Origin of the sequence: Hydrogenophaga laconesensis, from assembly GCF_031457235.1 — a bacterium.
Lineage (GTDB): Bacteria > Pseudomonadota > Gammaproteobacteria > Burkholderiales > Burkholderiaceae_C > Hydrogenophaga > Hydrogenophaga laconesensis.
This window is the reverse complement of record NZ_JAVDWE010000006.1, coordinates 268,232-290,002: the sequence shown is the minus strand read 5'-3', so window position 1 is coordinate 290,002 and position 21,771 is coordinate 268,232. Positions and strand designations below refer to the sequence as shown.

At 66.0% G+C, this 21,771-nt stretch carries 20 protein-coding genes and 1 pseudogene; 13 read left to right on the top strand and 8 right to left on the bottom strand.

The annotated features are described in order from the left end of the window. Positions 1-4: 4 nt before the first annotated feature. The 3 genes from rph to hemW are packed head-to-tail and all read left to right on the top strand — an operon-like array spanning position 5 to position 2,630. On the top strand, positions 5-733 hold the full coding sequence (gene rph / locus J2X09_RS13200) for a ribonuclease PH (RefSeq protein WP_204733642.1): 729 nt from the start codon (positions 5-7) through the stop codon (positions 731-733). After that, entirely contained in the window at positions 733-1,356 is a 624-nt protein-coding gene (rdgB, locus tag J2X09_RS13195) for an RdgB/HAM1 family non-canonical purine NTP pyrophosphatase (protein ID WP_204733644.1), read from the top strand. The genes rph and rdgB overlap by 1 nt, the downstream gene beginning before the upstream one ends. Continuing rightward, a complete protein-coding gene (gene hemW, locus J2X09_RS13190; RefSeq protein WP_204733646.1) occupies positions 1,353-2,630 on the top strand; it encodes a radical SAM family heme chaperone HemW in 1,278 nt (425 codons plus the stop codon). The genes rdgB and hemW overlap by 4 nt, the downstream gene beginning before the upstream one ends. 21 nt (positions 2,631-2,651) lie before the next feature. Here the strand turns inward: hemW and J2X09_RS13185 are convergent, their stop codons facing one another. Further along, positions 2,652-4,058 (bottom strand): heavy metal sensor histidine kinase, encoded by a 1,407-nt coding sequence (locus tag J2X09_RS13185; protein WP_204733647.1) that lies wholly within the window; start codon positions 4,056-4,058, stop codon positions 2,652-2,654. Further along, positions 4,055-4,738, bottom strand: coding sequence for a heavy metal response regulator transcription factor (locus J2X09_RS13180; protein ID WP_204733648.1), 684 nt, complete (start codon positions 4,736-4,738; stop codon positions 4,055-4,057). The genes J2X09_RS13185 and J2X09_RS13180 overlap by 4 nt, the downstream gene beginning before the upstream one ends. A 205-nt stretch (positions 4,739-4,943) precedes the next feature. Here J2X09_RS13180 and J2X09_RS13175 point away from each other — a divergent pair, with 205 nt between their 5' ends. The 3 genes and pseudogenes from J2X09_RS13175 (at position 4,944) to J2X09_RS27165 (ending at position 7,062) form a co-directional block, all read left to right on the top strand. After that, positions 4,944-5,393 (top strand): DUF4148 domain-containing protein, encoded by a 450-nt coding sequence (locus tag J2X09_RS13175; protein WP_204733649.1) that lies wholly within the window; start codon positions 4,944-4,946, stop codon positions 5,391-5,393. A 171-nt stretch (positions 5,394-5,564) separates the two neighbouring features. Then, a pseudogene (locus J2X09_RS27170) lies at positions 5,565-6,546 on the top strand (PAS domain S-box protein); the annotation flags it as partial. A gap of 102 nt (positions 6,547-6,648) precedes the next feature. Then, on the top strand, positions 6,649-7,062 hold the full coding sequence (locus J2X09_RS27165; RefSeq protein ID WP_204733904.1) for a sensor histidine kinase: 414 nt from the start codon (positions 6,649-6,651) through the stop codon (positions 7,060-7,062). Positions 7,063-7,085: 23 nt separating this feature from the next. Here the strand turns inward: J2X09_RS27165 and J2X09_RS13160 are convergent, their stop codons facing one another. The 4 genes from J2X09_RS13160 to modA form a co-directional block, all read right to left on the bottom strand. Beyond that, entirely contained in the window at positions 7,086-7,910 is an 825-nt protein-coding gene (locus J2X09_RS13160) for a TOBE domain-containing protein (protein ID WP_204733651.1), read from the bottom strand. Between the two features lie 196 nt (positions 7,911-8,106). Further along, the gene (locus J2X09_RS13155) at positions 8,107-8,889 is read right to left on the bottom strand and encodes an ABC transporter ATP-binding protein (RefSeq protein WP_204733653.1); all 783 of its coding nucleotides are present in this window, start codon (positions 8,887-8,889) and stop codon (positions 8,107-8,109) included. Positions 8,890-8,917: 28 nt separating this feature from the next. Continuing rightward, positions 8,918-9,592 carry a molybdate ABC transporter permease subunit gene (modB, locus tag J2X09_RS13150; protein WP_204733655.1) on the bottom strand — a complete coding sequence of 225 codons (675 nt, stop codon included), beginning with the start codon at positions 9,590-9,592 and terminating at the stop codon, positions 8,918-8,920. 21 nt (positions 9,593-9,613) lie between these two features. After that, the gene (modA, locus tag J2X09_RS13145; RefSeq protein ID WP_204733656.1) at positions 9,614-10,369 is read right to left on the bottom strand and encodes a molybdate ABC transporter substrate-binding protein; all 756 of its coding nucleotides are present in this window, start codon (positions 10,367-10,369) and stop codon (positions 9,614-9,616) included. Positions 10,370-10,618: 249 nt separating this feature from the next. On the opposite strand from modA, the gene J2X09_RS13140 reads away from it, so the two are divergent. Beyond that, positions 10,619-11,989, top strand: a complete 1,371-nt coding sequence (locus J2X09_RS13140; protein ID WP_204733658.1) for an MmgE/PrpD family protein — start codon at positions 10,619-10,621, stop codon at positions 11,987-11,989. Between the two features lie 12 nt (positions 11,990-12,001). On the opposite strand, the gene J2X09_RS13135 is transcribed toward J2X09_RS13140, so the two are convergent. Then, a complete protein-coding gene (locus tag J2X09_RS13135; RefSeq protein WP_310308468.1) occupies positions 12,002-12,775 on the bottom strand; it encodes an IclR family transcriptional regulator in 774 nt (257 codons plus the stop codon). A gap of 199 nt (positions 12,776-12,974) precedes the next feature. Here J2X09_RS13135 and J2X09_RS13130 point away from each other — a divergent pair, with 199 nt between their 5' ends. The 6 genes from J2X09_RS13130 (at position 12,975) to J2X09_RS13105 (ending at position 21,137) form a co-directional block, all read left to right on the top strand. Further along, the gene (locus J2X09_RS13130; protein WP_204733660.1) at positions 12,975-14,417 is read left to right on the top strand and encodes an FAD-binding oxidoreductase; all 1,443 of its coding nucleotides are present in this window, start codon (positions 12,975-12,977) and stop codon (positions 14,415-14,417) included. 31 nt (positions 14,418-14,448) lie between these two features. Continuing rightward, on the top strand, positions 14,449-15,810 hold the full coding sequence (gene purB / locus J2X09_RS13125) for an adenylosuccinate lyase (RefSeq protein ID WP_204733661.1): 1,362 nt from the start codon (positions 14,449-14,451) through the stop codon (positions 15,808-15,810). Positions 15,811-15,871: 61 nt separating this feature from the next. Then, positions 15,872-16,867, top strand: coding sequence for a tripartite tricarboxylate transporter substrate binding protein (locus J2X09_RS13120; RefSeq protein WP_204733662.1), 996 nt, complete (start codon positions 15,872-15,874; stop codon positions 16,865-16,867). Positions 16,868-16,905: 38 nt separating this feature from the next. After that, positions 16,906-17,763, top strand: a complete 858-nt coding sequence (locus J2X09_RS13115; protein ID WP_204733664.1) for a sulfurtransferase — start codon at positions 16,906-16,908, stop codon at positions 17,761-17,763. Between the two features lie 25 nt (positions 17,764-17,788). Then, the gene (locus J2X09_RS13110; protein WP_204733665.1) at positions 17,789-18,763 is read left to right on the top strand and encodes a Bug family tripartite tricarboxylate transporter substrate binding protein; all 975 of its coding nucleotides are present in this window, start codon (positions 17,789-17,791) and stop codon (positions 18,761-18,763) included. Positions 18,764-18,857: 94 nt separating this feature from the next. Then, positions 18,858-21,137, top strand: a complete 2,280-nt coding sequence (locus J2X09_RS13105; RefSeq protein ID WP_204733906.1) for a molybdopterin guanine dinucleotide-containing S/N-oxide reductase — start codon at positions 18,858-18,860, stop codon at positions 21,135-21,137. A gap of 50 nt (positions 21,138-21,187) precedes the next feature. On the opposite strand, the gene J2X09_RS13100 is transcribed toward J2X09_RS13105, so the two are convergent. Then, positions 21,188-21,490, bottom strand: coding sequence for a hypothetical protein (locus J2X09_RS13100; RefSeq protein ID WP_204733666.1), 303 nt, complete (start codon positions 21,488-21,490; stop codon positions 21,188-21,190). Positions 21,491-21,771 lie beyond the last annotated feature (281 nt).

Here is a 21,771-nt window from a genome sequence, read left to right as displayed (position 1 = left end):
TCCCATGAGTGAAATGACCCGACCCGGCCTGCGGGCCGCCGATGCTTTGCGCGCGGTGCGCATCACACGCCACTACACCATTCACGCCGAAGGCTCCGTGCTCGTCGAGTTCGGCAACACGAAGGTGCTGTGCACAGCGTCGGTGGAAGAGAAAGTGCCGTCGCACAAGCGCGGCAGTGGCGAAGGCTGGGTCACCGCCGAATACGGCATGCTGCCGCGCGCCACTCACACCCGCAGCGATCGGGAAGCGGCAAAAGGCAAGCAGAGTGGGCGTACACAGGAAATCCAGCGCCTGATCGGCCGATCGATGCGTGCGGTGTTCGATCTGCAGGCCTTGGGCGAACGCACGATCTCGCTGGATTGCGATGTGATCCAGGCCGATGGCGGTACGCGCACGGCCAGCATCACGGGCGCCTATGTGGCCGCGCACGACGCGGTGTCGAAGCTGATGGCCCAGGGCAAGCTGGCCGTCTCGCCGATACGCGATCAGGTGGCCGCGATTTCGGTCGGCATCCTGCGCGGCACGCCCTTGCTGGATCTGGAGTACGTGGAAGATGCGGCCTGCGACACGGACATGAACGTTGTCATGACGGGCGCGGGGCATTTCGTGGAAGTGCAAGGCACTGCCGAAGGCGCGGCGTTCACGCGCAGCGAGATGAACGCCCTGCTGGCCCTGGCCGAAAAAGGCATTGGTGAACTCGTGGCGCTGCAGCGCCAGGCGCTGGGTCTCTGATGAAGCTGGTCCTCGCGTCGAACAACCAGGGCAAGCTCGTCGAACTGCAGGCGTTGTTTGCGCCGCTGGGCGTGGCGTTGGTGCGCCAGGCCGAGCTGAACATTCCGGAGGCGCCCGAACCACACCGCACCTTCATCGAGAACGCGCTTGCGAAGGCGCGCCACGCCGCGCGCGCGAGTGGCCTTCCTGCACTGGCCGACGACGCCGGACTGTGCGTGGAGGCTTTTGGTGGCCTGCCCGGCGTCGACACCGCCTACTACGCCACGCAATTTGGCTACGAGAAGGGCGATGGCAACAATGTGCGCGCGCTGCTCGAACAGATGGTGGACATCACCGATCGCCGCGCTGCCCTGGTCAGCACGCTCGTGGCCTTGCGCAGTGCGGACGATCCCGAGCCCCTGGTGGCCACGGGCCGTGCGCCGGGCCTGATCACCCGGCAGCCTGTGGGCGACAACGGTTTCGGGTTCGATCCGGTGATGTACCTGCCTGCCTTTGGCAAGACCTTCGCCCAGCTGCCCACCGAAGTGAAAAACGCCAACAGCCACCGGGGCCGCGCGGCGCAGCAGATGCTGGAGCTGATGCGGGAGCGCTGGTTCGCACCTGCACCGTCCGCTCCATCATGAACGAGTCCACCGGCGTGCCGATGTCCTGGCCGGGTGACCAGCCCACACCCGCCGGCCGGCCGGATGCGGCGTGGAACGATGTGCGCCACTGGATGCGGCCGGGCACGCTGCAGCTCCAGAGCCTGCCGCCGCTGTCGCTCTACATCCACCTGCCTTGGTGTCTGAAGAAGTGCCCGTATTGCGACTTCAACTCGCACGAATGGAGTGCGACAGCCGAACCTGGATCGGCCCTTCCCGAAGCAGCCTACCTGGAGGCCTTGCGCGCCGATCTTGCGGCTTCCCTTCCGTTGATATGGGGTCGCACGGTGCACAGCGTGTTCATCGGTGGTGGCACGCCCAGCCTGTTCTCTCCCGCCGCCGTCGACCAGTTGCTGGGTGATGTGCGCGCGATGCTGCGGCTGGAGGCCGACGCCGAAATCACCCTCGAGGCCAACCCCGGCACCTTCGAGAAGGACCGCTTCCGTGCGTTCCGCGAGGCGGGCGTCACGCGCCTGTCGGTGGGCGTGCAGAGTTTCAACGATGAGCACCTCAAGGCGCTCGGCCGCGTGCACGACCGCGAGCAGGCTTTGGCCGCCGTGGCCGAGGCGGCGCAGGCGTTCGACACTTTCAACCTCGACATCATGTATGCGCTGCCGGGGCAGACCCTGGCCGATTGCGAGGCCGATCTGCGCACCGCGCTGTCGTTTTCGCCACCGCACATCTCCATCTACCACCTCACGCTCGAGCCCAACACCTACTTCGCCAAGTACCCACCCGCGTTGCCACCAGAAGACGAGGCCTGGGACATGCTCGACCGCATCACCGGGCTGACCGCCTCCGCCGGTTTGCAGCGCTACGAGGTGTCGGCCTACGCGAGGCAAGGGCATCAGTGCTGGCACAACCTGAACTACTGGCAGTTTGGTGACTACCTCGGCATCGGCGCGGGTGCGCACAGCAAGCTGAGTTTTGCGCACCGCGTGGCGCGGCCGGTGCGGGTGCGCGAGCCGCGTCTGTACATGGAACGCGCGCTGGCGGGCAATGCCGTGGTGAGTGCCGAAGAGGTGTCGCGCAAGGCGATGCCGTTCGAATTCATGCTCAACGCGCTGCGCCTCAAGTCCGGTTTCACCCTGCTTCAATTCATGGAGCGAACCGGCCTGCCGCTTTCCAGCGTCGCACCGGCGCTGGCGCAGGCCGAACAGAAGGGCCTGATTGCACGCGATGCCACGCGTGTGTGGCCCACCGAACGGGGCTTTGACTTCCTCAGCGATCTGCAGGAACTGTTTCTGGCGGACTAAGGAAGGTCCGCCCGAGAAAACTCAGGCCCCCATGGGGCGGGCGTTCAGGCTGAAACCCACGCGCGTCGTACCACCACCCGATTCCGCAGCCGGGAAACCATCGTGCATGCGGGCGATGGCCGCCACGATGGACAGGCCCAGGCCATGGTGCGGTTTCTCCATTTCGCAGCGCGCCGCGTCGGCGCGGAAGAATCGGTCGAACAGGCGCGGCAGGTGCTCGGGCTCGATGGCCGGTCCTGTGTTCTCCACCCACAGGCGCATGCCGCCGTCGGGCTCGGTCGCGATGCGCACACACAGGCGAGAGCCCGCGTCTGCGTAGCGGATGGCGTTGCCGAGCAGGTTGGACACGGCGCGCTTGACCAGCGGCTCGTCCATTGGCAGATGGGCGTCCCCCTCGATGTCCACTTTCAGGCCGCGCTCTTCCATGGGCGCCTCGTGGAACTCGACCACCTGGCGCACCAGCTCGGCCATGGCGACGGGCGTTCCCCGGCGGGCCTTCACACCACGGTCGGCCTGGGCAAGGAACAGCATGTCGTTGACGATGGCCGCCATGCGCTGCAGCTCTTCCAGGTTGGAGTGCAGGGTTTCTTCCAGCTCCGGCACACTGCGTTCGCGGCTGAGTGCCACCTCGGTCTGGCCGATGAGGTTGGCCAGCGGCGTGCGCAGTTCATGTGCCACGTCGGCGTTGAAGCCTTCAAGCTGAATATAGGTTCGCTCGACGCGCTGCATCAGGCCGTTGAACTGGTCGATCACGGGTTGCAACTCTTCCGCTGGCTCGGCGAGCGAGATGCGCTGACCAAGGCGGCGCGCATCGATGGCCTTGGTCTGCGCCGCCAGATCGAGCAAGGGACGCAGACTGCAGCGCACCCGCCAGAAGGTACCCCATCCCACCAGCGCGCCGCCGGCCAGCACCGCGCTCACCAGCAGCAGAGCCATGCGCCGGCCGTGCTGTGCATCGCGCGTGCAGTCGATCACCAGCCGGCCCAGCAGCGGTGCGCCACCGCTCGCGCGCGGAATCTCGAAACGCTGCTCGCGCGTGGGAGCCATCTGCGGATTGAAGGTGGGCGCGGCGTCGCGGTACAGCTCGGAACTGTCGGGCCGCAGCACCTGCACGAACGTGCCTGGCCGCCGCTCGGCGAGCCATTCGAGCTTGTGGCGCATCTCGGCCTCACCACCCTTGGCATCGGCCTCCCTCAGCACCTCCATCAGCACGGCGGAATAGGCGCGCAGTTCCTCGTCCTGTTTGGAGACGAACAGCATATGGGTCACCGCATAGATGCCGGCCAGCAGCACGCCCAGGCCGATCACGGTCTGCATGGCCAGCAGCAACGAGAGGCGGCGGCCGATCGAGTACGTGCACGGCGTTGACGTGGCGGCTGGCGCTGCGCCGACCGTGGAGGCCGGCGACGGCATGGCTTGCGTGTTCATGAGCGCTCCTCCAGGACATAGCCCATGCCGCGCACGTTGTGCAGCAGCTTGGGTTTGAACGGGTCGTCCATTTTGGAGCGCAGGCGGCGCACCGCCACCTCGACCACATTCGTGTCGGAGTCGAAGTTCATGTCCCACACCTGTTCGGCGATGGTGGTCCGCGAGAGGATCTGTCCCTTGCGGCGCGCCAGCAGCGCGAGCAGCGAGAACTCTTTGGCCGTGAGATCCAGTCGCTGGCCGGCGCGCCAGGCCTTGCGGCTGAGCAGGTCCATCTCGAGGTCGCTCACCGACATTCGGGTGGTGGCCGTCTCGGCCACGGCGGCAGGGCCACGGCGCAGCAGTGCGGCCACGCGGGCCAGCAGCTCGGAAAAGGCAAAGGGCTTGACGAGGTAGTCGTCCGCGCCGGCTTCCAGCCCCTGCACGCGGTCCTCGACCCGGTCGCGCGCGGTGAGCATGAGCACGGGTGTGTTGCGCTTTTCGCGCAGCGCCGCGAGCACGCCGAAACCGTCGATGCCGGGCAGCATGATGTCCAGCACCAGCAGCTGGTAGTCACCTTCCAGCGCCAGATAGCGCCCCTCGATCCCATCGCGTGCCACGTCCACGGTGTAGCCCGCCTCGGACAGGCCTCGCTTGACGTAGTCCGCCAGCTTGGATTCGTCTTCAATGACCAGCACGCGCATGACAGGGATGGGGTGTGACGGTGGGTTGGGAGCGCCGGCAGGCGGCGGGATGACACCGAATTGTCCCGGAATTGGCGGTTTTCATGAATTACGAATTGGTAATTCTCGCGTTCGGAAAACGACAGACCCGGTTTCTACAGTCTCTCCTGTGCCGAACGAAAGCGGCGCAAACAGCTTCACAAATCAACCGCTCAAGGAAACCATCATGAAACTCTCCGCCCGCATCGTGCTGCCCCTCGTCCTCACCGCTGTTGCTGGTGCCGCCATGGCCCAGAACGCTCCCCTGACCCGTGCCGAAGTCCAGGCCCAGGCCATCGCCGCCCGCGATGCTGGCCAGTTGCCCGACACCGACATCGTGACGTTCAACGTGCCGACCGGCTCGACGCTGACCCGCGCCGAAGTCCGTGCCCAGGCCATCGCCGCCCGTGACGCTGGCCAACTGCCCGACACCGACATCGTGACCTTCAAGGTGCCTGCCGGCTTCGAAAAGACCCGTACCCAGGTGTTGGCCGAACTGAACGAAGCGCAGCGACTGGGCCTCGTGAACGTGAGCGACAGCGAATACCCGGTGATCGCCACCCAGCAGCAAGCCGAACAAGTGCGCCAGGCCGGTCTGCGCGCGATCGGGAACTCCACCACCGTCGGCCAGCTCTGATTACCAGAACTCCTCCAAGGGTTCACCTTTCAACGGCGGCAGGCCTTCGGGTCTGTCGCCGTTTTTTCTTGCTGGGTCGGTGCGGTTCGCGCGTCTGCCCAGGGTGGCTCGGCAGCGGTGGGGCTTTGCGCTAAAGTCCCTTGCCGCTCTGATCACCCACCACCCGAGACCATGCCATGAACCGTGTTGAGGCTCCGGATCCCGCGACTGCCGAACGCTTCCGCCTGCTGGTGGAGGCCGTGCAGGATTACGGCATCTTCATGCTGGATCCTTCCGGTCATGTGGTGTCCTGGAACGCGGGTGCCGAGCGGATCAAGGGATACCGCGCGGACGAGATCATTGGCCAGCACTTCTCCCTCTTCTACCCGGATGCGGCGCGGGCGACGCGCTGGCCGGACCAGGAGCTCAAGCTGGCCCTGGCGCAGGGCCGCTATGAGGAAGAAGGCTGGCGCATCCGCAAGAACGGCTCGCGCTTCTGGGCGAGCGTGGTGATCACCCCCCTGTTCGACGACAGCGGTGCACATACCGGCTTTGGCAAGGTGACACGCGACCTGACCGAGCGTCGGGCACACGAAGAGGCCTTGCTGCAGAGCGAGGAGCGGTTCCGTCTCCTGATCGATGGCGTGCGCGAATACGCCATCTACATGCTGGACCCGGAAGGCCGCATCCAGAGCTGGAACAAGGGGGCGGAGCTCTCAAGGGTTACACCGCGGATGAGGTGATCGGCAAACACTACAGCATGTTCTTTCGCCGTGAGGACAAGGTGGAAGGCCTGCCCGCCTGGCAACTGCAACGTGCGCAGTTGCATGGCAAGACGGAAGAGGAGGGCTGGCGCCTGCGCAAGGACGGTTCGGCCTTCTGGGCCAGCATCGTGGTCAGTCCCATCGTCGGCCCCGGGAATACGCTGCTGGGTTACGCCAAGGTGACCCGCGACATGAGCGAGCAACGGCGGCTGCACGAGCTGGAGCATTCGCTGCAGCGAATGAACGAATTCCTCGCCATGCTCGGCCACGAGCTGCGAAACCCGCTGGCACCGATGCGCAATGCCGTCACGCTGATGCAGCGTGAAGACGCGTTGAACACCGCCCAGCGCATCTCGCGCGACATCATCGACCGGCAACTCACCCACCTCACCCGGCTGCTGGACGACCTGCTGGACGCTGGTCGGCTCACCAGTGGAAAGCTGCACATCAAACCGCAGCGCACCGATTTCCGCAGCGCGCTCACCCAGGCCGTGGAGTCGGTGTGGCCGGCGATGAACGCGCGGGCCCTTGAGATCGAGCTGAAGCTTCCTCAGGGCAACATCTGGGTGAATGCCGACGAGGTCCGGCTCATCCAGGTGTTGCAGAACCTGCTGTCCAACGCCACGAAGTTCACCCCGGAGGGCGGGCGTGTCGAGGTGCGCGTGTCGGTCGAACAAGAGCACCTTCGTGTGGAGGTCGCCGACAACGGCGTGGGCATGTCTGCCCAGACCCTGGACGACGTCTTCCAACTTTTCTCGCAGGGTGAAGGTGTGAGAGAAACACACCAGCCAGGCCTGGGCATCGGGTTGGCACTGGCGCGATCCATCGTCGAGATGCATGGAGGCATCATTTCGGCGGCGAGTGCCGGGCCGGGCAAGGGCAGTGTCTTCAGCTTCGAGCTGCCCGGCGCCCAACTACAGGCCTGAGCGCGGCCTGTGCCGCAGCCGCGTCAGTTCGCCACCGCCAGCACGATGTCGGAGGCCTTGACCAGTGCTGTCACGGCCGCGCCTTGCTGAAGGCCGAGCTCATGCACTGCGGGCTGCGGCACGATCGCCACGACATCGACACCCCCTTCGGCCTGCAGCACCACCTCGGCGTTCACGGCGCCCGGCGTGACCTTCTGCACCCGTGCCTCGATGCGGTTGCGTGCCGATACGCGAGCGTCATCCAGGCCTACCGCCAGCAGAACCGCCGATGATTTGACGAGGGCGATCACCGTCATCTGCGTGCGCAACCCCAGCGATTCGGTGCTTTCGCGCGTGACGATGGCCGACAGCCGCAGGCCACCGGGCAGGCTCACCTCGACCTCGTCGTTGACCGCGCCCGACCGGACTGCGGTCACCTTGCCCACCCATTGGTTGCGTGCACTGGTCTTCATGTTCAATACCTTCAGCAGCGAGAACTCCTCATCCAGGTTCATCGCTTCCTGCTCGATCAGGTGAAGAAATCGCCGGTGCACCTCGTGCACCTGCTCGTAGCGCTCGATCAGCCGCAGACCGAATGCCGTGACCTGCGTGTGACCGCCCCCTTTGCCACCCGTCACGCGTTCGACCACGGGTGAGGTGGAGCGTTCGTTCATCGTGTTGATGGCATCCCAGGCGGCCTTGTAGCTCATGCCGAACGCCTTGGCCGCCTGGGTGATGGACCGGTGCTCGTTCACGGCACGGAGCAGTTCGATGCGCCCATGGCCCGCGACGCTCTCGCCGCCCACGGACAGCCAGAGGGAGCCCCGCACCTGCAGTTGTTCATTGCCCTTGCGTTTCTTCGTCGCCATCGCGGCTCCCTGCTTCCGCCAGATTCGGCGTGCCGGGGTGGCACGGCCAGCGGCCGAGGATATCAGCCGGCCCGTGGAGTGGCGTCTCAGGAAGCCGGCCGGCCGTCCCTGGAGGTCATGCGCTGATCGGCGCACGCCGCTTCGAGGTGCTGCAGCCGGTGGGCGATCCACCCGATGCGGACCAGCTGCACGATGCTCAGGCCGATCCGGCCCGGCCGGCGACGTGTGGCAAACGACCTTGCGATTGGGTGTCCAGAAAATCCAGGGGGTCATGGTGGTGCCGAACCACCCGTCCGGCTTCCAGGCAGATCACTTCTTCGGCCAGGCTGCCAACGTCGTCGTCGTCGTGGGTGATCACCAGCATCGGCAGGCGCAGTTCGGTCTGCAGCGCCTTGAGCTCGTCGCGCAAGCGCTGGCGCAGGCCCTTGTCCAACGCAGCGAAAGGTTCGTCCAGCAGAAGGGCTGCAGGCTCCGAGACCAGCGCCCGGGCCAGCGCCGTGCGCTGCCGCTGGCCGCCCGAGATCTGGTGCGGGTAGTGCTGGGCAATTGCATGCAGCCCGAAGGTCGAAATCCAGCGGTCCACGGTGTCGCTCGCCACGTCCTTGCCGGGATTGAGCAACCCCCTGCGCAGGGCGAAGGCCACGTTCTGCCGCACGGTGAGGTGGGGGAAGAGGGCGTAGTCCTGAAACATGTAGGCCAGATGCCGCTCCTGCGGCTTGATGCGAATGCCGTTGCCGTTGCCGGTGTCGCACAGCACCCGGCCGGCGACAGCGATGCGGGCCTGATCGGGCGCCGCGATGCCTGCGATCATCCGCAGCGTCTGCGTCTTGCCGGCGCCCGACGGTCCGAACAGCACCACGCGCCGGGCCTGCGAGCGAAAGGCCACATCCACCAGGAAGCTGCTCTGACCCTGCCGCAGGGTCTTGCGCAGGGACACGTCCCACACCGGGTGGGCAGGGGGCAGGGGGGCTGTCGACATGTCGCCCGGACGGTACACCATCGACGCCTCAACCACGCACAGCCACGCGGCCGGGGACGAGACGCCCCGCGCTCAGCAGCACCGCGATGCAGGTGATCGATGTGACCACCACGAGAAAGTTGGCGGTGCTGTCCTGTCCGGCCTGCACCGCTTCGTACACGGCGATCGACAGCGTCTGCGTCTTGCCGACGATGCTGCCGGCGACCATCAGCGTGGCGCCGAACTCGCCCATCGCACGAGCGAAAGAGAGCAGCAGGCCTGCCAGCACACCGCGCCAGGCCAGCGGCAGAGACACGCGGAAGAAGATCGCCCATTCGTTCACGCCGAGCGTGCGGGCCGCGTCTTCCAGCTGAGGGTCCACCGTTTCGAAGGCCGCCCTGGCGGCCTTGAACACCAGCGGGAAGGAGACGATGGTGGCTGCGATGATCGCGGCTTCCACACTGAAGATCAGCCGGATGCCGAAGCTCTGCAGGAGCCAGGCGCCGATCACCCCCTGGCTGCCAATGACCACCAGCAGGTAGTAGCCCAGCACCGTGGGCGGCATCACCATCGGCAGGGTGAGGGCGGCGTCCAGCAGGTCGCGTCCGGGGAAACGCCACCTCGCCAGGGCATAGCCGATGGCGGTGCCCAGGAGGAGGTTGATCGCGGTGGCCCAGCCCGCTACCTTGAGCGTGAGGGCGAGCGGAACCCATGCTTCTGCCATGAACGGGCCTGGCGCCTGCGGTCAGGGCTTGCCGAAACCGTACCTGGACAGCACGGCCTGGGCCGGAGGTGTGAACAGGAAGTCGACGAATTTCTCGCCCATGGCAGCATTCGGGCCGGCCGGCAGCGGTGCAACGGGATACAGGATGGGCTTGGGCGTCGGCACCGTGAGGGCCACCTTCACCTTGTCGGCCATGATGGCTGCGTCGGTCGCATAGACGAAACCGGCGTCGACCTCGGCCCGCTGCACATAGTCGAGCGCCTGGCGCACGTTGGTGGCGCCGATCATCTTGGGTTCGATGGCGCTCCACAGGTTGGCGCCTTCCAGCACGCTCTTGGTGTAGCGGCCCACCGGCACACTGGCCGGCAGGCCGATGGCGATGCGGGCGTAGGTGGGCTGCGCGAGGTCGCCCACGGCCTTTGGCGTGTTGGTGGCGGAGGTGGGCACGATCACGACCAGGCTGTTGGACACGAAGTCGCGGCGTTGCGCGGGCTTCACGAGGTTCTGTGCCTGGGCCTGGTCCATGGTTTCCTGGTCGGCGCTGGCAAACACATCGGCCGGTGCGCCCTTGGCAATCTGCTGCAGCAGCACGCCCGACGCCGCGAAATTGAGCTGCACCTTGGTGCCCGGGTGGGCCGCCTCGAACAGCGGGGCGATGTCCTTGAAGGCGTTGGTCAGGCTGGCCGCGGCGGAGACCGTGAGGTCCGCCGCGTGAGAAGCGAAGGACAGGCCGGTGGCCAGAGCAAGCGTCAGGGTACGGAGAAGGCGGGTTTTCACGGGCGTCTCTTGTGGTGTGGAAGGGTGGGAGGATATCAAGATATTCAAGTTTATATAACGAACTGACCGATGTCGCTTTTGTGGTGTTGGTATTTACGGGGATGTCACTGACATATCGTTGTTTCAAAGTTTATATAACGAAGTCCGGAACCCCACTTCTCAGGAGCTTCCTAAAGATGACGCGCCCAATGTTGGGCAGGTCATGGATTGGTTCATATAATGAAACACATTTCATTTAATAAACCAATCATGGAAACCGTCCCCGAGTCCAACCTGGTCAACCATCTGATCGCACTGCAACAGAGGCCGCTCGTCCAGCCCACGCGGGACCGCCTTGCCCAGGCCCTGCTGGACTGGTTCACGGCCGGCTGGGCTGGCACCGAGATGCCGGGAGCGAAGGCGCTGCGCGGTCTCGCCAGCATCAGCCTGGCTGGATCGGGCGCTTCCCCGGTGTTCGGCGGTGGCCTGTTGTCGCCGCTGGCTGCGGGTTTTGCCAATGCCGGCATTGCGCACCTGCGTGAGATTGACGATGCCCATCGCGCTGCCATGCTGCATCCGGGGGTGGTGGCCATCTCGCCCGCGCTGGCGCTGGCCGCCATGCAGCCGCTGTCCCTGCGCCGCGTGACCGATGCCATCGTCGCGGGATACGAGGTGGCGCTGCGGGTGGGTGAAGCCCTGGGTACCCGGCACGCCGCTGGTTTTCATGCCACCGCCACGGCGGGGGCTGTGGGTGCAGCGGCGGCCAGTGCGGTCGCACTCGGGCTCTCCTCGGCCCAGCTGCATCACGCCATGGGCATCGCGGCCACGCAGTCGGCCGGTCTGTGGCAGCTGGTGGACGACGACGCGCACGAATCCAAGTCGCTGCACCCCGCCTTTGCGGTTCGCAACGGCATGATGGCCGCATGGGCCGCGCAGGCGGGCTTCCCGGGTGCGCGCTCGTTCGTGACCGGGCGCCGTGGCCTCTATGCCTTGCTGGGTGGCGACGGCCCGTTGGCTGCGCTCGACAGCGAGCTGGATGGCCCCGAGCGCCTGAATACCGCCACCATCAAGGCCTGGCCCTGCTGCGCGCAGCTGTTCACACCGCTGGATGCGACACGTGAAATCATGGACACGGCTGCGCCCGTCGTGCCGGACATCGAGTCGGTGCACGTGGTCATCTTTCCCCATGCCCTCAAGATCGCCGGTGTCCATTGGCCCACCAAGGCGGCGGAAGCCCCGTTCTGCCTGCGCTACGTGGTGGCCACGTTGTTGCTCAAGGGCCGGCTGGGGATCGACGACATGGAAAGCCCCGATCTGCAATCGTCGGCGCTTCTGGCCCTGGCCGAGCGCGTGCAGGTGACCACGGACGAGTCCTTCCAGCAGGCTTTTCCGCAGAAGCGCCCTTCACGCGTGACGGTCACCATGAAGGACGGCCGCCGTTTCAGTGCGTTGCGCGAATTGCGCCGTGGCGATCCGGAGGACCCGTTCGACTGGCTCCAGTTGCAGGCCCGCATGCGGGCCTTCGCGCCCGCGATGACCGATGCGCAGGCCAATCGCCTCACCGCATGGTGTGCTGCGTTCGGCGACGCGTCGAACGACGGCCAGGTCTGCCAGCCCGTCGCCGGTCTCTTTGCGGCCTGAGCGGAGGCCGCGTCAGGCGGCAGGCCGGCGCCAGTTGCTGGGCGGCGCGCTGACGAAACCTTGCAACGCGAGTTCGCGGCGCACGATGTCCGCTGCTTTGCGTTGTGCCACCACGTTGTGGCGCGAGGCCAGGCCGATCACCACCATGGCTCCGAGGAACGTGCCATCTCCGTCAAACACCGGCAACGCGACGGACGCCATTTCGTCGACGCGTTCGGCGCGCGTCATCGCATAGCCCTTGGCATCGATCTCGGCCTGGTGCGGCGTGGCGCTGCCGGTGAAGGACAGCAGGATGTGCGCCGAGGAGCCTCCCGCCTTCAACGGGATGCGCGTGCCAACCTCGACGTGGTGACGCACTTCTTTCAGCGTGTTCTCACGGTAGAGGCACACCCGGTCGTCACCGCTTCGGATGTAGAACGCCACGGTCTCGCCCGTCTGTTCCATGACCGCGTGCAGCACGGGCTGCAGGCGCGTGCCCAGGTCAAAGGTGCTGCGGTACAGCATGCCCATGTGGAGCAGCGCCGGGCCGGGTGCGTAGCTGCCGTTTTCGAAACGGTGGACCATGCGCGCCCGCAGCAGGACGCCCAGCAGGCGAAGCAGCGTGGCCTTGTCGAGCCCGCTGCATTCGGCCAGTTCGCGCAAGGACATGCGCAGCCGGTCTTCACGAAAGCATTCCAGGATGGAAATGCCGCGTTCCAGCACGCCCGCAGGCGGCCTGGGCGTGGTGTCGTCGTCCTGCCCGTTCGAGGTCGGGGGGGCTGCGGTGGTGGTCTTGGCTTTCTTCATGGGGCGTTCGCTCGTTCGGATTATCTCTGTTGACAGTCCATCCCTCCGGACTTATAGTTTCATTCATTGAATCATAGTTCATTCAATGAAATTACAACTGGACAGGCAGCAAGGCCCTGAAGAGGTCGATGCCCCAGGCCGCTGACCCACCCAGAGACAACCCGTTGCTGCACGGCGGCACGGCACACACAGATCCTTCATGCCGAACCTTCCAGACCCTCTCGTTGACGAACTGATCGCGATCGTGGGGTCGAGCCATGTGCTGACCGACGACATGGACACGGCGCGCTACGTGGGTGACTGGCGGCGCAACTTTCCCGGCGCCGCGCGGGCGGTGGTGCGTCCTGCCACCACGCAGGAGGTGTCCCGCGTGGTGGCGGCCTGCTCGGCCAGGCGGGTGGCAGTGGTGCCGCAAGGCGGCAACACGGGTCTGGTGGGCGGCTCCACGCCGGATGCCACGCGCCGTGAAGTGGTGCTCAGCCTTGACCGGATGACGGCCATTCGCCGCGTGGATCCGCTGGACAACGCGATGACGCTGGAGGCGGGTTGCTCCGTGATGAGCGCCCAGGCCGCCGCCGTCTCCGTCGGCCGACTGTTTCCTCTGTCGCTCGCCTCGGAGGGCAGTGCGACGGTCGGTGGTGTCGTGTCGACCAACGCGGGTGGCGAACAGGTGCTCAGGTACGGCAACACCCGCGATCTGACGCTGGGGCTCGAGGTGGTGCTGGCCGATGGCCGCGTGCTCGACTCGCTGAGTGCCCTGCGCAAGGACAACACAGGCTACGACCTCAAGCAGTTGTTCATCGGCGGTGAAGGCACCCTGGGCATCGTGACGGCGGCCACCTTCAAGCTGTACGCGCAGCCCCGTCAGGTGGTCACCGCCTGGGTCGCGGTGCGCGATCCGCAAGCCGCGGTCGAACTGCTTGCGTTGCTCGGTACCGCCGTGGGTGAGCGCGTCACCGCGTTCGAGCTGATCGGACGCCAGGCACTCGACCAGGTGCTCGCTCACGGCACGCCGGGCATGCGGGATCCGCTGGACAGCGGGAGTGGCTGGGCGGTGCTGTTCGATGTGTCCGAGACCTCCGAGCGCATGGATCCTTCACCTGCGGTCGAGGATGTGCTGGGTATGGCCATGGAACAGGGGCTGGTGCTGGACGCCGTGCTGGCGCGCTCCGTCCAGCAGGGCCGTGACCTGTGGGCTTTGCGCGAGCACATTCCAGAAGCCCAGCGGCTGGAGGGACCGTCCATCAAGCACGACATCTCGGTCGCCGTGTCTCGCATCCCCGAGTTCATTGCCGAAGCCGGTGCGGCGCTGGAGGCCCTGCTTCCTGGCGTGCGCGTGGTCTGTTTCGGTCACGTGGGGGACGGCAACCTGCACTACAACCAGAGCAAGCCGGTCGGGATGGCGGACAGCGACTTCCTCCGCCACGTGGACAGGGTTCACAACACCGTGCACGAAATCACCATGGCCATGAACGGCTCCATCTCCGCTGAACACGGCATCGGCCGCCTCAAGCAGGCTGCGTTTCTTCAGTACAAGCCGCCGGTCGCGATCGACCTGATGGCGCGCATCAAGAAGGCCATCGATCCCGGCAACGTCTTCAACCCGGGACGCGTGCTGCCCTGCGATCTGGTCAATCCCTGAATCCTTCTCTTTTCAGCCCAAAAGGACATCCATGCCCGTTTCCGTGTTCGACATGCAATCTCTCCAGCATCTCTGGGGAACCGACGAGCTTCGCGCCATATTTGGAGAGGAGAACCGCATCCAGAAGTGGCTCGATTTCGAGGCCGCACTGGCAGCGGCCCAGGCGGAACTCGGCATCATCCCCGCCGCTGCCGCCCAGGAGATCGGACAACAGGCGCAGGTCGGGAACATCGACATCGCTGCCATGTCGGCCGAGATCCGGCGCATCAAGCATTCGCTGGTGCCGGCGCTCAAGCAGCTGCAGGCCCGCTGTTCCAAGGACAACGGGGAATGGGTGCACTACGGTGCCACGACCCAGGACGTGGTCGACACCGGCGTGGCCCTGCAGCTCAAGGAGTTCCATGCAGTTGCACTGCGCGACCTCAAAGCCGTCGGCAAGGAACTGGCCCGCCTGGCCGTGACCCACCGGGACGTGCCGATGGCCGGACGCACCCACGGCGTGCAGGCGCTGCCCATCACCTTCGGCCACAAGTGCGCGGTCTGGCTGGATGAGCTGGGTCGCCACCATGAACGCCTGGTGCAAGCCGCGCCGCGCGTGCTGGTCGGCATGCTCGCCGGTGCCGTGGGAAGCCAGGCGTCCCTGGGGGCGAAGGCGCAGGAACTGGAGCAGCTCATGCTCAGCAAGCTGGGCCTGGGCACACCGGCCATCAGCTGGGCACCGGCGCGCGACCGGTTCACCGAATACGCCAACCTGCTGGCCATGCTGGGCGCCACGCTCTCGAAGATCGGCAACGAACTCTTCAACATGCAACGCAATGAGTTCGGTGAAGTGGAAGAAGGCTTCTCCGATGGAAAGCTCGGGTCCTCCACGATGCCGCACAAGCGCAACCCCACGTCCGCCGAAAACCTGGCCGGCCTGGCGCGGCCGCTGCGCTACAACGCGGCGCTGATGGTCGAGGGCATGGTGTCCGAAAGCGAGCGCGATGGCATTGCCTGGAAGATGGAATGGAAGGCCCTGCCCGAGTGCTGCCTGATCGCTGGCGCCATGCTGTTCCAGGCCAGGAACCTGCTGGCAGGCCTCAAGGTCAACGCGGACGTGATGGCCGCCAATCTCGACAAGATGCGGGGCTACCTGCTGTCCGAACGCGTGATGCTGGAGTTGTCCGAACGCGTGGGCAAACAGACGGCCCACGAGTGGATCTATGAGGCTTCCATGCGAGGTATCACGTCGCGGCTCGGGTTCGCCGATGCCATGCGCCAGCACGAAGGCCTGTCGAGCCTGTTGTCCGACGACGAAATCCGCGACTTCACCGACCCGCTGCAGTACCTGGGCCAATGTGGCGCCACGGTGGACCGCGTGGTCAACCAACAGCGGCACTGGCTGCAGGACTGATTCCCCCCAAGGCTGCGAAACAGCAGATTCCTTCCACAACGAGACGCACGGAGACAGACAGATGAACAAGCCCGACTTCAAACCCATGCGCCGCCGTGCGGCCCTGGCTTTCCTGGCCCTGCTCGGAATGGGTGCCGCAGCCCCGGCCTTCGCCGCCTATCCCGATCAGCCCATCAAGCTGGTGATCGGCTTTCCGCCCGGGGGTGGGGGTGACCTGTATGGTCGCCTGATCGCCAATGAGCTGGGCAAGAGCCTGGGGCAGACGATCGTGGTCGACAACCGCACCGGTGCAGGCGGCAATATCGCCGCCGATCTCGTGGCCAAGGCCAGGCCGGACGGGTACACCTTGCTGCTGGCGATGAGCGGCAACCTGGCCGTGGCGCCCGCCACCCGGCCGCAGAGCATCCCGTACAAGGTGCCCGACGATTTCGCCTACGTCGGCATGATCCTCGAAGCGCCTCACGGCCTGTTCGTGGCACAGGCCTCGCGCTTCAAGACCGCGCGTGAACTGCTCGACGCGGCCAGGACGCAGAAACTGAGCTTTGCTTCCACGGGTGCCGGCGCGGCGGCCCACATGGGCATGGAGATGGTGGTGAAGGAGGCGGGCATCCAGATGCTGCACGTGCCGTACCGGGGCTCCGGGCCCGCCATCACCGACATGATCGGTGGCCAGGTCGACAGCTTCTTTGCCACCGCCTCGCCGCTGATCAGCCAGGTCCGTCAAGGACAGATCCGCCTGCTGGCGATCACCGGCGACAAGCGCAACCCCGCCATTCCCGACGTGCCCACCTTCAAGGAGCTGGGCGTGAACGTGCCTGTGACGCAGTGGTATGGCCTGGTGGCACCCGCAGGCACGCCGGAGCCTGTCGTCAGGAAGCTGTCGGAACACCTGAGCCGCGTGCTCGCCACACCGGAAGTGCGCGACGCCATCCGCCGCGATGCCGCAACGGAACGCGACCTGGGCACCGCCGCTTTCCGCAAGTTCATCCTTGAGGACATCGAACGCTACAAGGGCGCGCTCACACCCGAGTTGCTCAAGGAAATCTCCACGCGGTGACCACCGGTTGCCGCACCTCTCACGCCCACAGGACATTCATGACTTTCAACGCATTGATCTCTGTCGACGAACTCGCGGCCGCGCAGGCTGCGGGCCAGCCGCTGCTGGTGCTGGACTGCAGCTTCGAGCTCACCGACCCGGGTGCCGGGCAACGTGTCTACGACGCCGGGCACATTCCCGGTGCGCGCTACGTGAACCTGGACAGGACGCTGTCGGCGGAAAAGACAGGCCGCAACGGCCGCCACCCACTGCCCAGCCGTGAAGCCTTCGCAGCCGCCATGGCCGCCATGGGGCTGGACGAAGGCACCCAGGTGGTCGCCTACGACAACGCGAATGGCATGTACGCGGCCCGCCTGTGGTGGATGCTGCGCTGGGTGGGGCACCACCCCGTGGCGGTGCTCGACGGTGGCATGGCCGCCTGGACGGCCGCAGGCCACGCCTTGAGCACCGATGCACCGGCGACAGCGGTGCAGGGCGGCTTCCGCCTGCAGCCTTCGCTGGTCTCCACCGTGTCGTATGAAGAGGTCAAGGCCAACATCGATCTGCGCCAGCGCCAAGTGCTCGACGCGCGGGCACCTGACCGGTTTCGCGGCGAGAACGAAACCCTGGACCCGATCGGTGGGCACATCCCGGGTGCGCGCAATCGGCTGTTCAAAGACAACCTGAGGGCCGATGGCCGCTTCAAGAGCGCGGCTCAACTGCGGCAGGAGTTCGATGCCATCACGGGTGGCCTGCCTGCGGAGAAGTTGATCAACCAGTGCGGCTCCGGTGTGACCGCCTGCCACAACCTGCTGGCCATGGAAGTGGCGGGCCTGCACGGCGCGGCGCTCTACCCTGGCTCATGGAGCGAGTGGAGTGCCCAGCCCGGTGCACCGATCGCCACCGGAGCGAACTGAAAGCCAATACAGACTGGAGACATGCATGCAGAAGAACTTCCCTCAACGGCGCGGCATCCGCGCTCTGCTGGCCGTCTGTCTGGCCGGGCTGGCCTCGGTGGCCATGGCGCAATACCCGGACCAGCCAATCCGACTGCTCATCGGTTTCCCACCCGGTGGGGGTGGTGACTTGTATGGTCGCACCATCGCCAACGAACTGGGCAAGCACATCGGCAAGCCCATCGTGGTCGAGAACAAGCCGGGGGCGGGCGGCAACATTGCCGCTGAACTGATGACACAGGCCAAACCGGACGGTTACACCCTGCTGCTGGCCATGAGCGGCAACGTGGGCAGCGCGCCAGCGATCCGCAGCAATCTGCCCTACAAGGTGCCCGATGACTTTGTGTTCATCAGCCAGCTGGTGGAAACCCCCTATGGCCTGGTGGTCAGCGGCGATTCCCCGATCAAGACCATCCAGGACTACGTGGCCAGGGCCAAGGGCGGCAAGATGACCTACGCTTCGACCGGAACCGGCGGCGCGGCCCAGATCGTGATGGAGATGGTCAAGCAGCAGGGTGGGCTGGACATCCTGCATGTGCCCTACAAGGGCTCGGGCCCGGTGATGACCGACCTGATGAGTGGCCTGGTCGACAGCTTTTTCGCACCCTACACGCCGCTCATGGGTGCCATCAATGGCGGCAAGCTGCGCCTGCTCGCGGTGAGCAGCGAGAAGCGTGTGCCCGAGATGCCCCACATCCCCACGCTCAAGGAGTCGGGTATCGATGTGGTGATGACGCAGTGGTACGGCCTGGCCGCGCCGAAGGGCACGCCGCAGCCCGTCATCGACAAGATCACGCAGTCGGTGAAACAGGCCATGCAGTCGCCCGAGGTACTGCGCGTGTACCGCGCCGACGGTGCGCAGGAGTCGTCGCTGACCGGCGCGGCATTCCGCGACTTCGTGCTGAAAGACATCGCCAACTACAAGCGTGGCGTGGAGCGCGGCAACCTCAAGGTCGAGTGACTCCGGCCAGCGCTTCCCAGACATCCCTGACGCCTCGCCCACAGGAACTGCCTTGCCTTCATCATCATCTGCCCAGGCCAGCCCCGATGTGACCATGCGCCCGCACAGCGCCCATTGGGGGGTGTTCTCGGCGGGCTGGCGAGGCAACGAGCTCGTTGTGCGCCCCCATCCCGGCGATCCTGACCCGAACCCGCTCATCGACAACTTCGGTACGGCCCTGCGCCACCCCGCGCGTGTCACCACGCCCATGGTGCGGCGGGGGTGGCTAGAAGATGGACCGGGTGCCGACCCGCGGCGCGGGCGCGATGCCTTTGTGCCCATGCCCTGGGAGGAGGTGCTGGATCGGCTGGCGCAGGAGCTGCAACGCGTGCAGCAGCAGCATGGCTGCGAAGCCATCTTCGGGGGGTCCTACGGCTGGTCGAGCGCCGGGCGTTTCCATCACGCGCAAAGCCAGGTCCACCGGTTCCTGAACACCACGCTGGGTGGCTATGTGCGCTCGGTGAACAGCTACAGCGCCGGGGCCTCCGGACCCATGCTGCCGCACGTGATGGGCACCATGGAAGAGGTGGCCAGACGCAATGTCACCTGGGAGCAGATCGTCGAGCACACCGACGTGGTGCTGGCCTTTGGTGGCATGGCGCTCAAGAACTCGCGCGTGGCCTCCGGTGGCATCAGTCAGCACATCGAGCGCCGATCCATGCGCGATGCGGCGGCACGGGGCTGCCGGTTCGTCTCGATCAGCCCTCTGAAGAGCGATCTGCCCGACGAGGCGGCATTCGACTGGTGGCCTGCGGTGCCTGGCACCGACACCGCGCTGATGCTCGCGCTCGTGCACCAGCTGGTCAGCGACGGTGCGCACGACCGCGCCTTCATCGACCGGTATTGCGACGGCTGGACTGCGTTCGAGGCATACCTCATGGGCCACAGCGACGGTGTGCCCAAGAGCTGCGCCTGGGCCGCGCCCATCTGTGGCCTGCCGCAACAGCAACTGATCGATCTGGCGCGCTCGCTGGTTGGCAAGCGGGTGCTCGTGGTGGTGGCGCATTCGCTGCAACGTTCCGAACACGGTGAACAGCCTGTGTGGATGGGGGCGGTGCTGGCCGCTGCGCTGGGCCAGATCGGCTTGCCCGGTGGGGGCTACAACTACGCCCTGGGCACGCTCGCCCACTATGGCAAGCGAAACAACGCGGTGCCCGCTGCGGCCCTGCCGCAGGGCGACAACGGCGTCAAGGCGTTCATTCCGGTGGCGCGCATCAGCGACATGCTGCTCAACCCCGGCCAACCATTCGACTACAACGGCCGCCGCCACGTCTATCCGCACATCCGGCTGGCGTACTGGGCGGGAGGCAACCCGTTCCACCATCACCAGGACCTCAAACGGCTGGCCGAGGCCTTTCGCACGCTGGACACCTTCGTCGTGCACGAGATCGCCTGGACCGCCACCGCGCGGCATGCCGACATCGTGCTGCCCACCACCATGACGCTGGAGCGCGAAGACATCGGCGCAACCCCCACCGATCCGCTGATGGTGGCCATGCACCGCATTGCCGAACCGCACGGACTGGCTCGCGACGACTACGACATCTTCTGCGACCTGGCCCGGCGGCTGGGAGGGCTGCAGGCCTTCAGCGAAGGCCGCGACACACGCCAGTGGCTGGCCCACCTGTACGAGCGCACACGCACCGGGCTGGAAGCGCTCGGCATGCCCGCACCGGATTTCGAGACCTTCTGGGAACACGGTGAACTGCTGCTGCCCCAGCGCGACGATGATGGAGGCCTCCTGCGCGCCTTCCGCAACGACCCCGAAGGCGCCCGTTTGGCGACACCCAGCGGCAAGATCCAGATCAGCTCGCCCACGGTGGCCAGCTTCGGTTATGCCGACTGCCCCGGCCACCCCGCGTGGCTGCCACCGAAGCATGCGCCCGATGCCGACTGGCCCTTGTGGCTGGTGGCCAATCAGCCGCACACCAAGCTGCACAGCCAGCTCGATTTCGGCGCCCACAGCCAGGCCAGCAAGCGACAGGGCCGGGAGGTGTGCACCCTGCATCCCGCAGCAGCAGTCGCGCGTGGCATTCGACAGGGCGACATCATTCGTCTCTTCAACGAGGTGGGCGCCTGCCTGGCCAGTGCAAACCTGTGTGCCGACATGCGGGAAGACGTGGTGCAGCTGCCCACCGGGGCCTGGTACGACCCGGTGATCGACGCCCAGGGACGGCCGATGTGCGCGCACGGCAACCCCAATGTGCTGACGCGCGATATCGGTACCTCCTCGCTCGCGCAAGGATGTGCGGGACAGCTGTGTTCGGTGCAGATCGAACGCTTCGATGAAGCGCTTCCACCGATCCGGGCCTACGAACCCCCGCCAGCGAATTGAGCGCGCGGCGGGCAACGGGTTCGTCTCGGGCACGAAGCCGTCGCGCCGCACTAGAACCCGTTGCCGTCCTCCAGCTTTTGAAGAGCGGCGGGCGGTATGCCCGTGTTGAACACGAGAAGCTGGAGGTGTTGGCGCAGTTCATGCCAACCGGTCTTCACCTGGCCTCCGAGCCGCTCCTCCGCGACGACGTGGCAGCGGCCCTTGTGGGTGTGGAGCACCTCGGAGATGCAGCCTTCACCCACCGACTTACGAAAGACCGCGGCACCCGCGTCGGCGTCGTCGATCCAGCTGCCGCAAATGTCGCAGCAGACCATCGGCACGCTCCGGTGTCCCTTGTACATGACCTTGATCATCGCTCCTCCTGTGACAGGGTGAGTGAACGTCTCCGCCTTCCATCTTTCCATGCCCGTCTCCGCCTGGCATGGGTACAAATCCCGATGCCATGCTGAAAACGCGCGGCCCCGTCGGGGGTGGTACGGCCCCCGGCGTGAAGCGATGGATCGCAGAAGATTTCCGGAGCGATGGCCCAGGCGACATCAAGTGTCACAGCCCGATTCTTGCGCGCCGTCGTTGAGCGGGCAGTCCAGGATTCGCCGCAGAGAAAAGGGACCAGCCTGCAGCATGCAACGGGGTT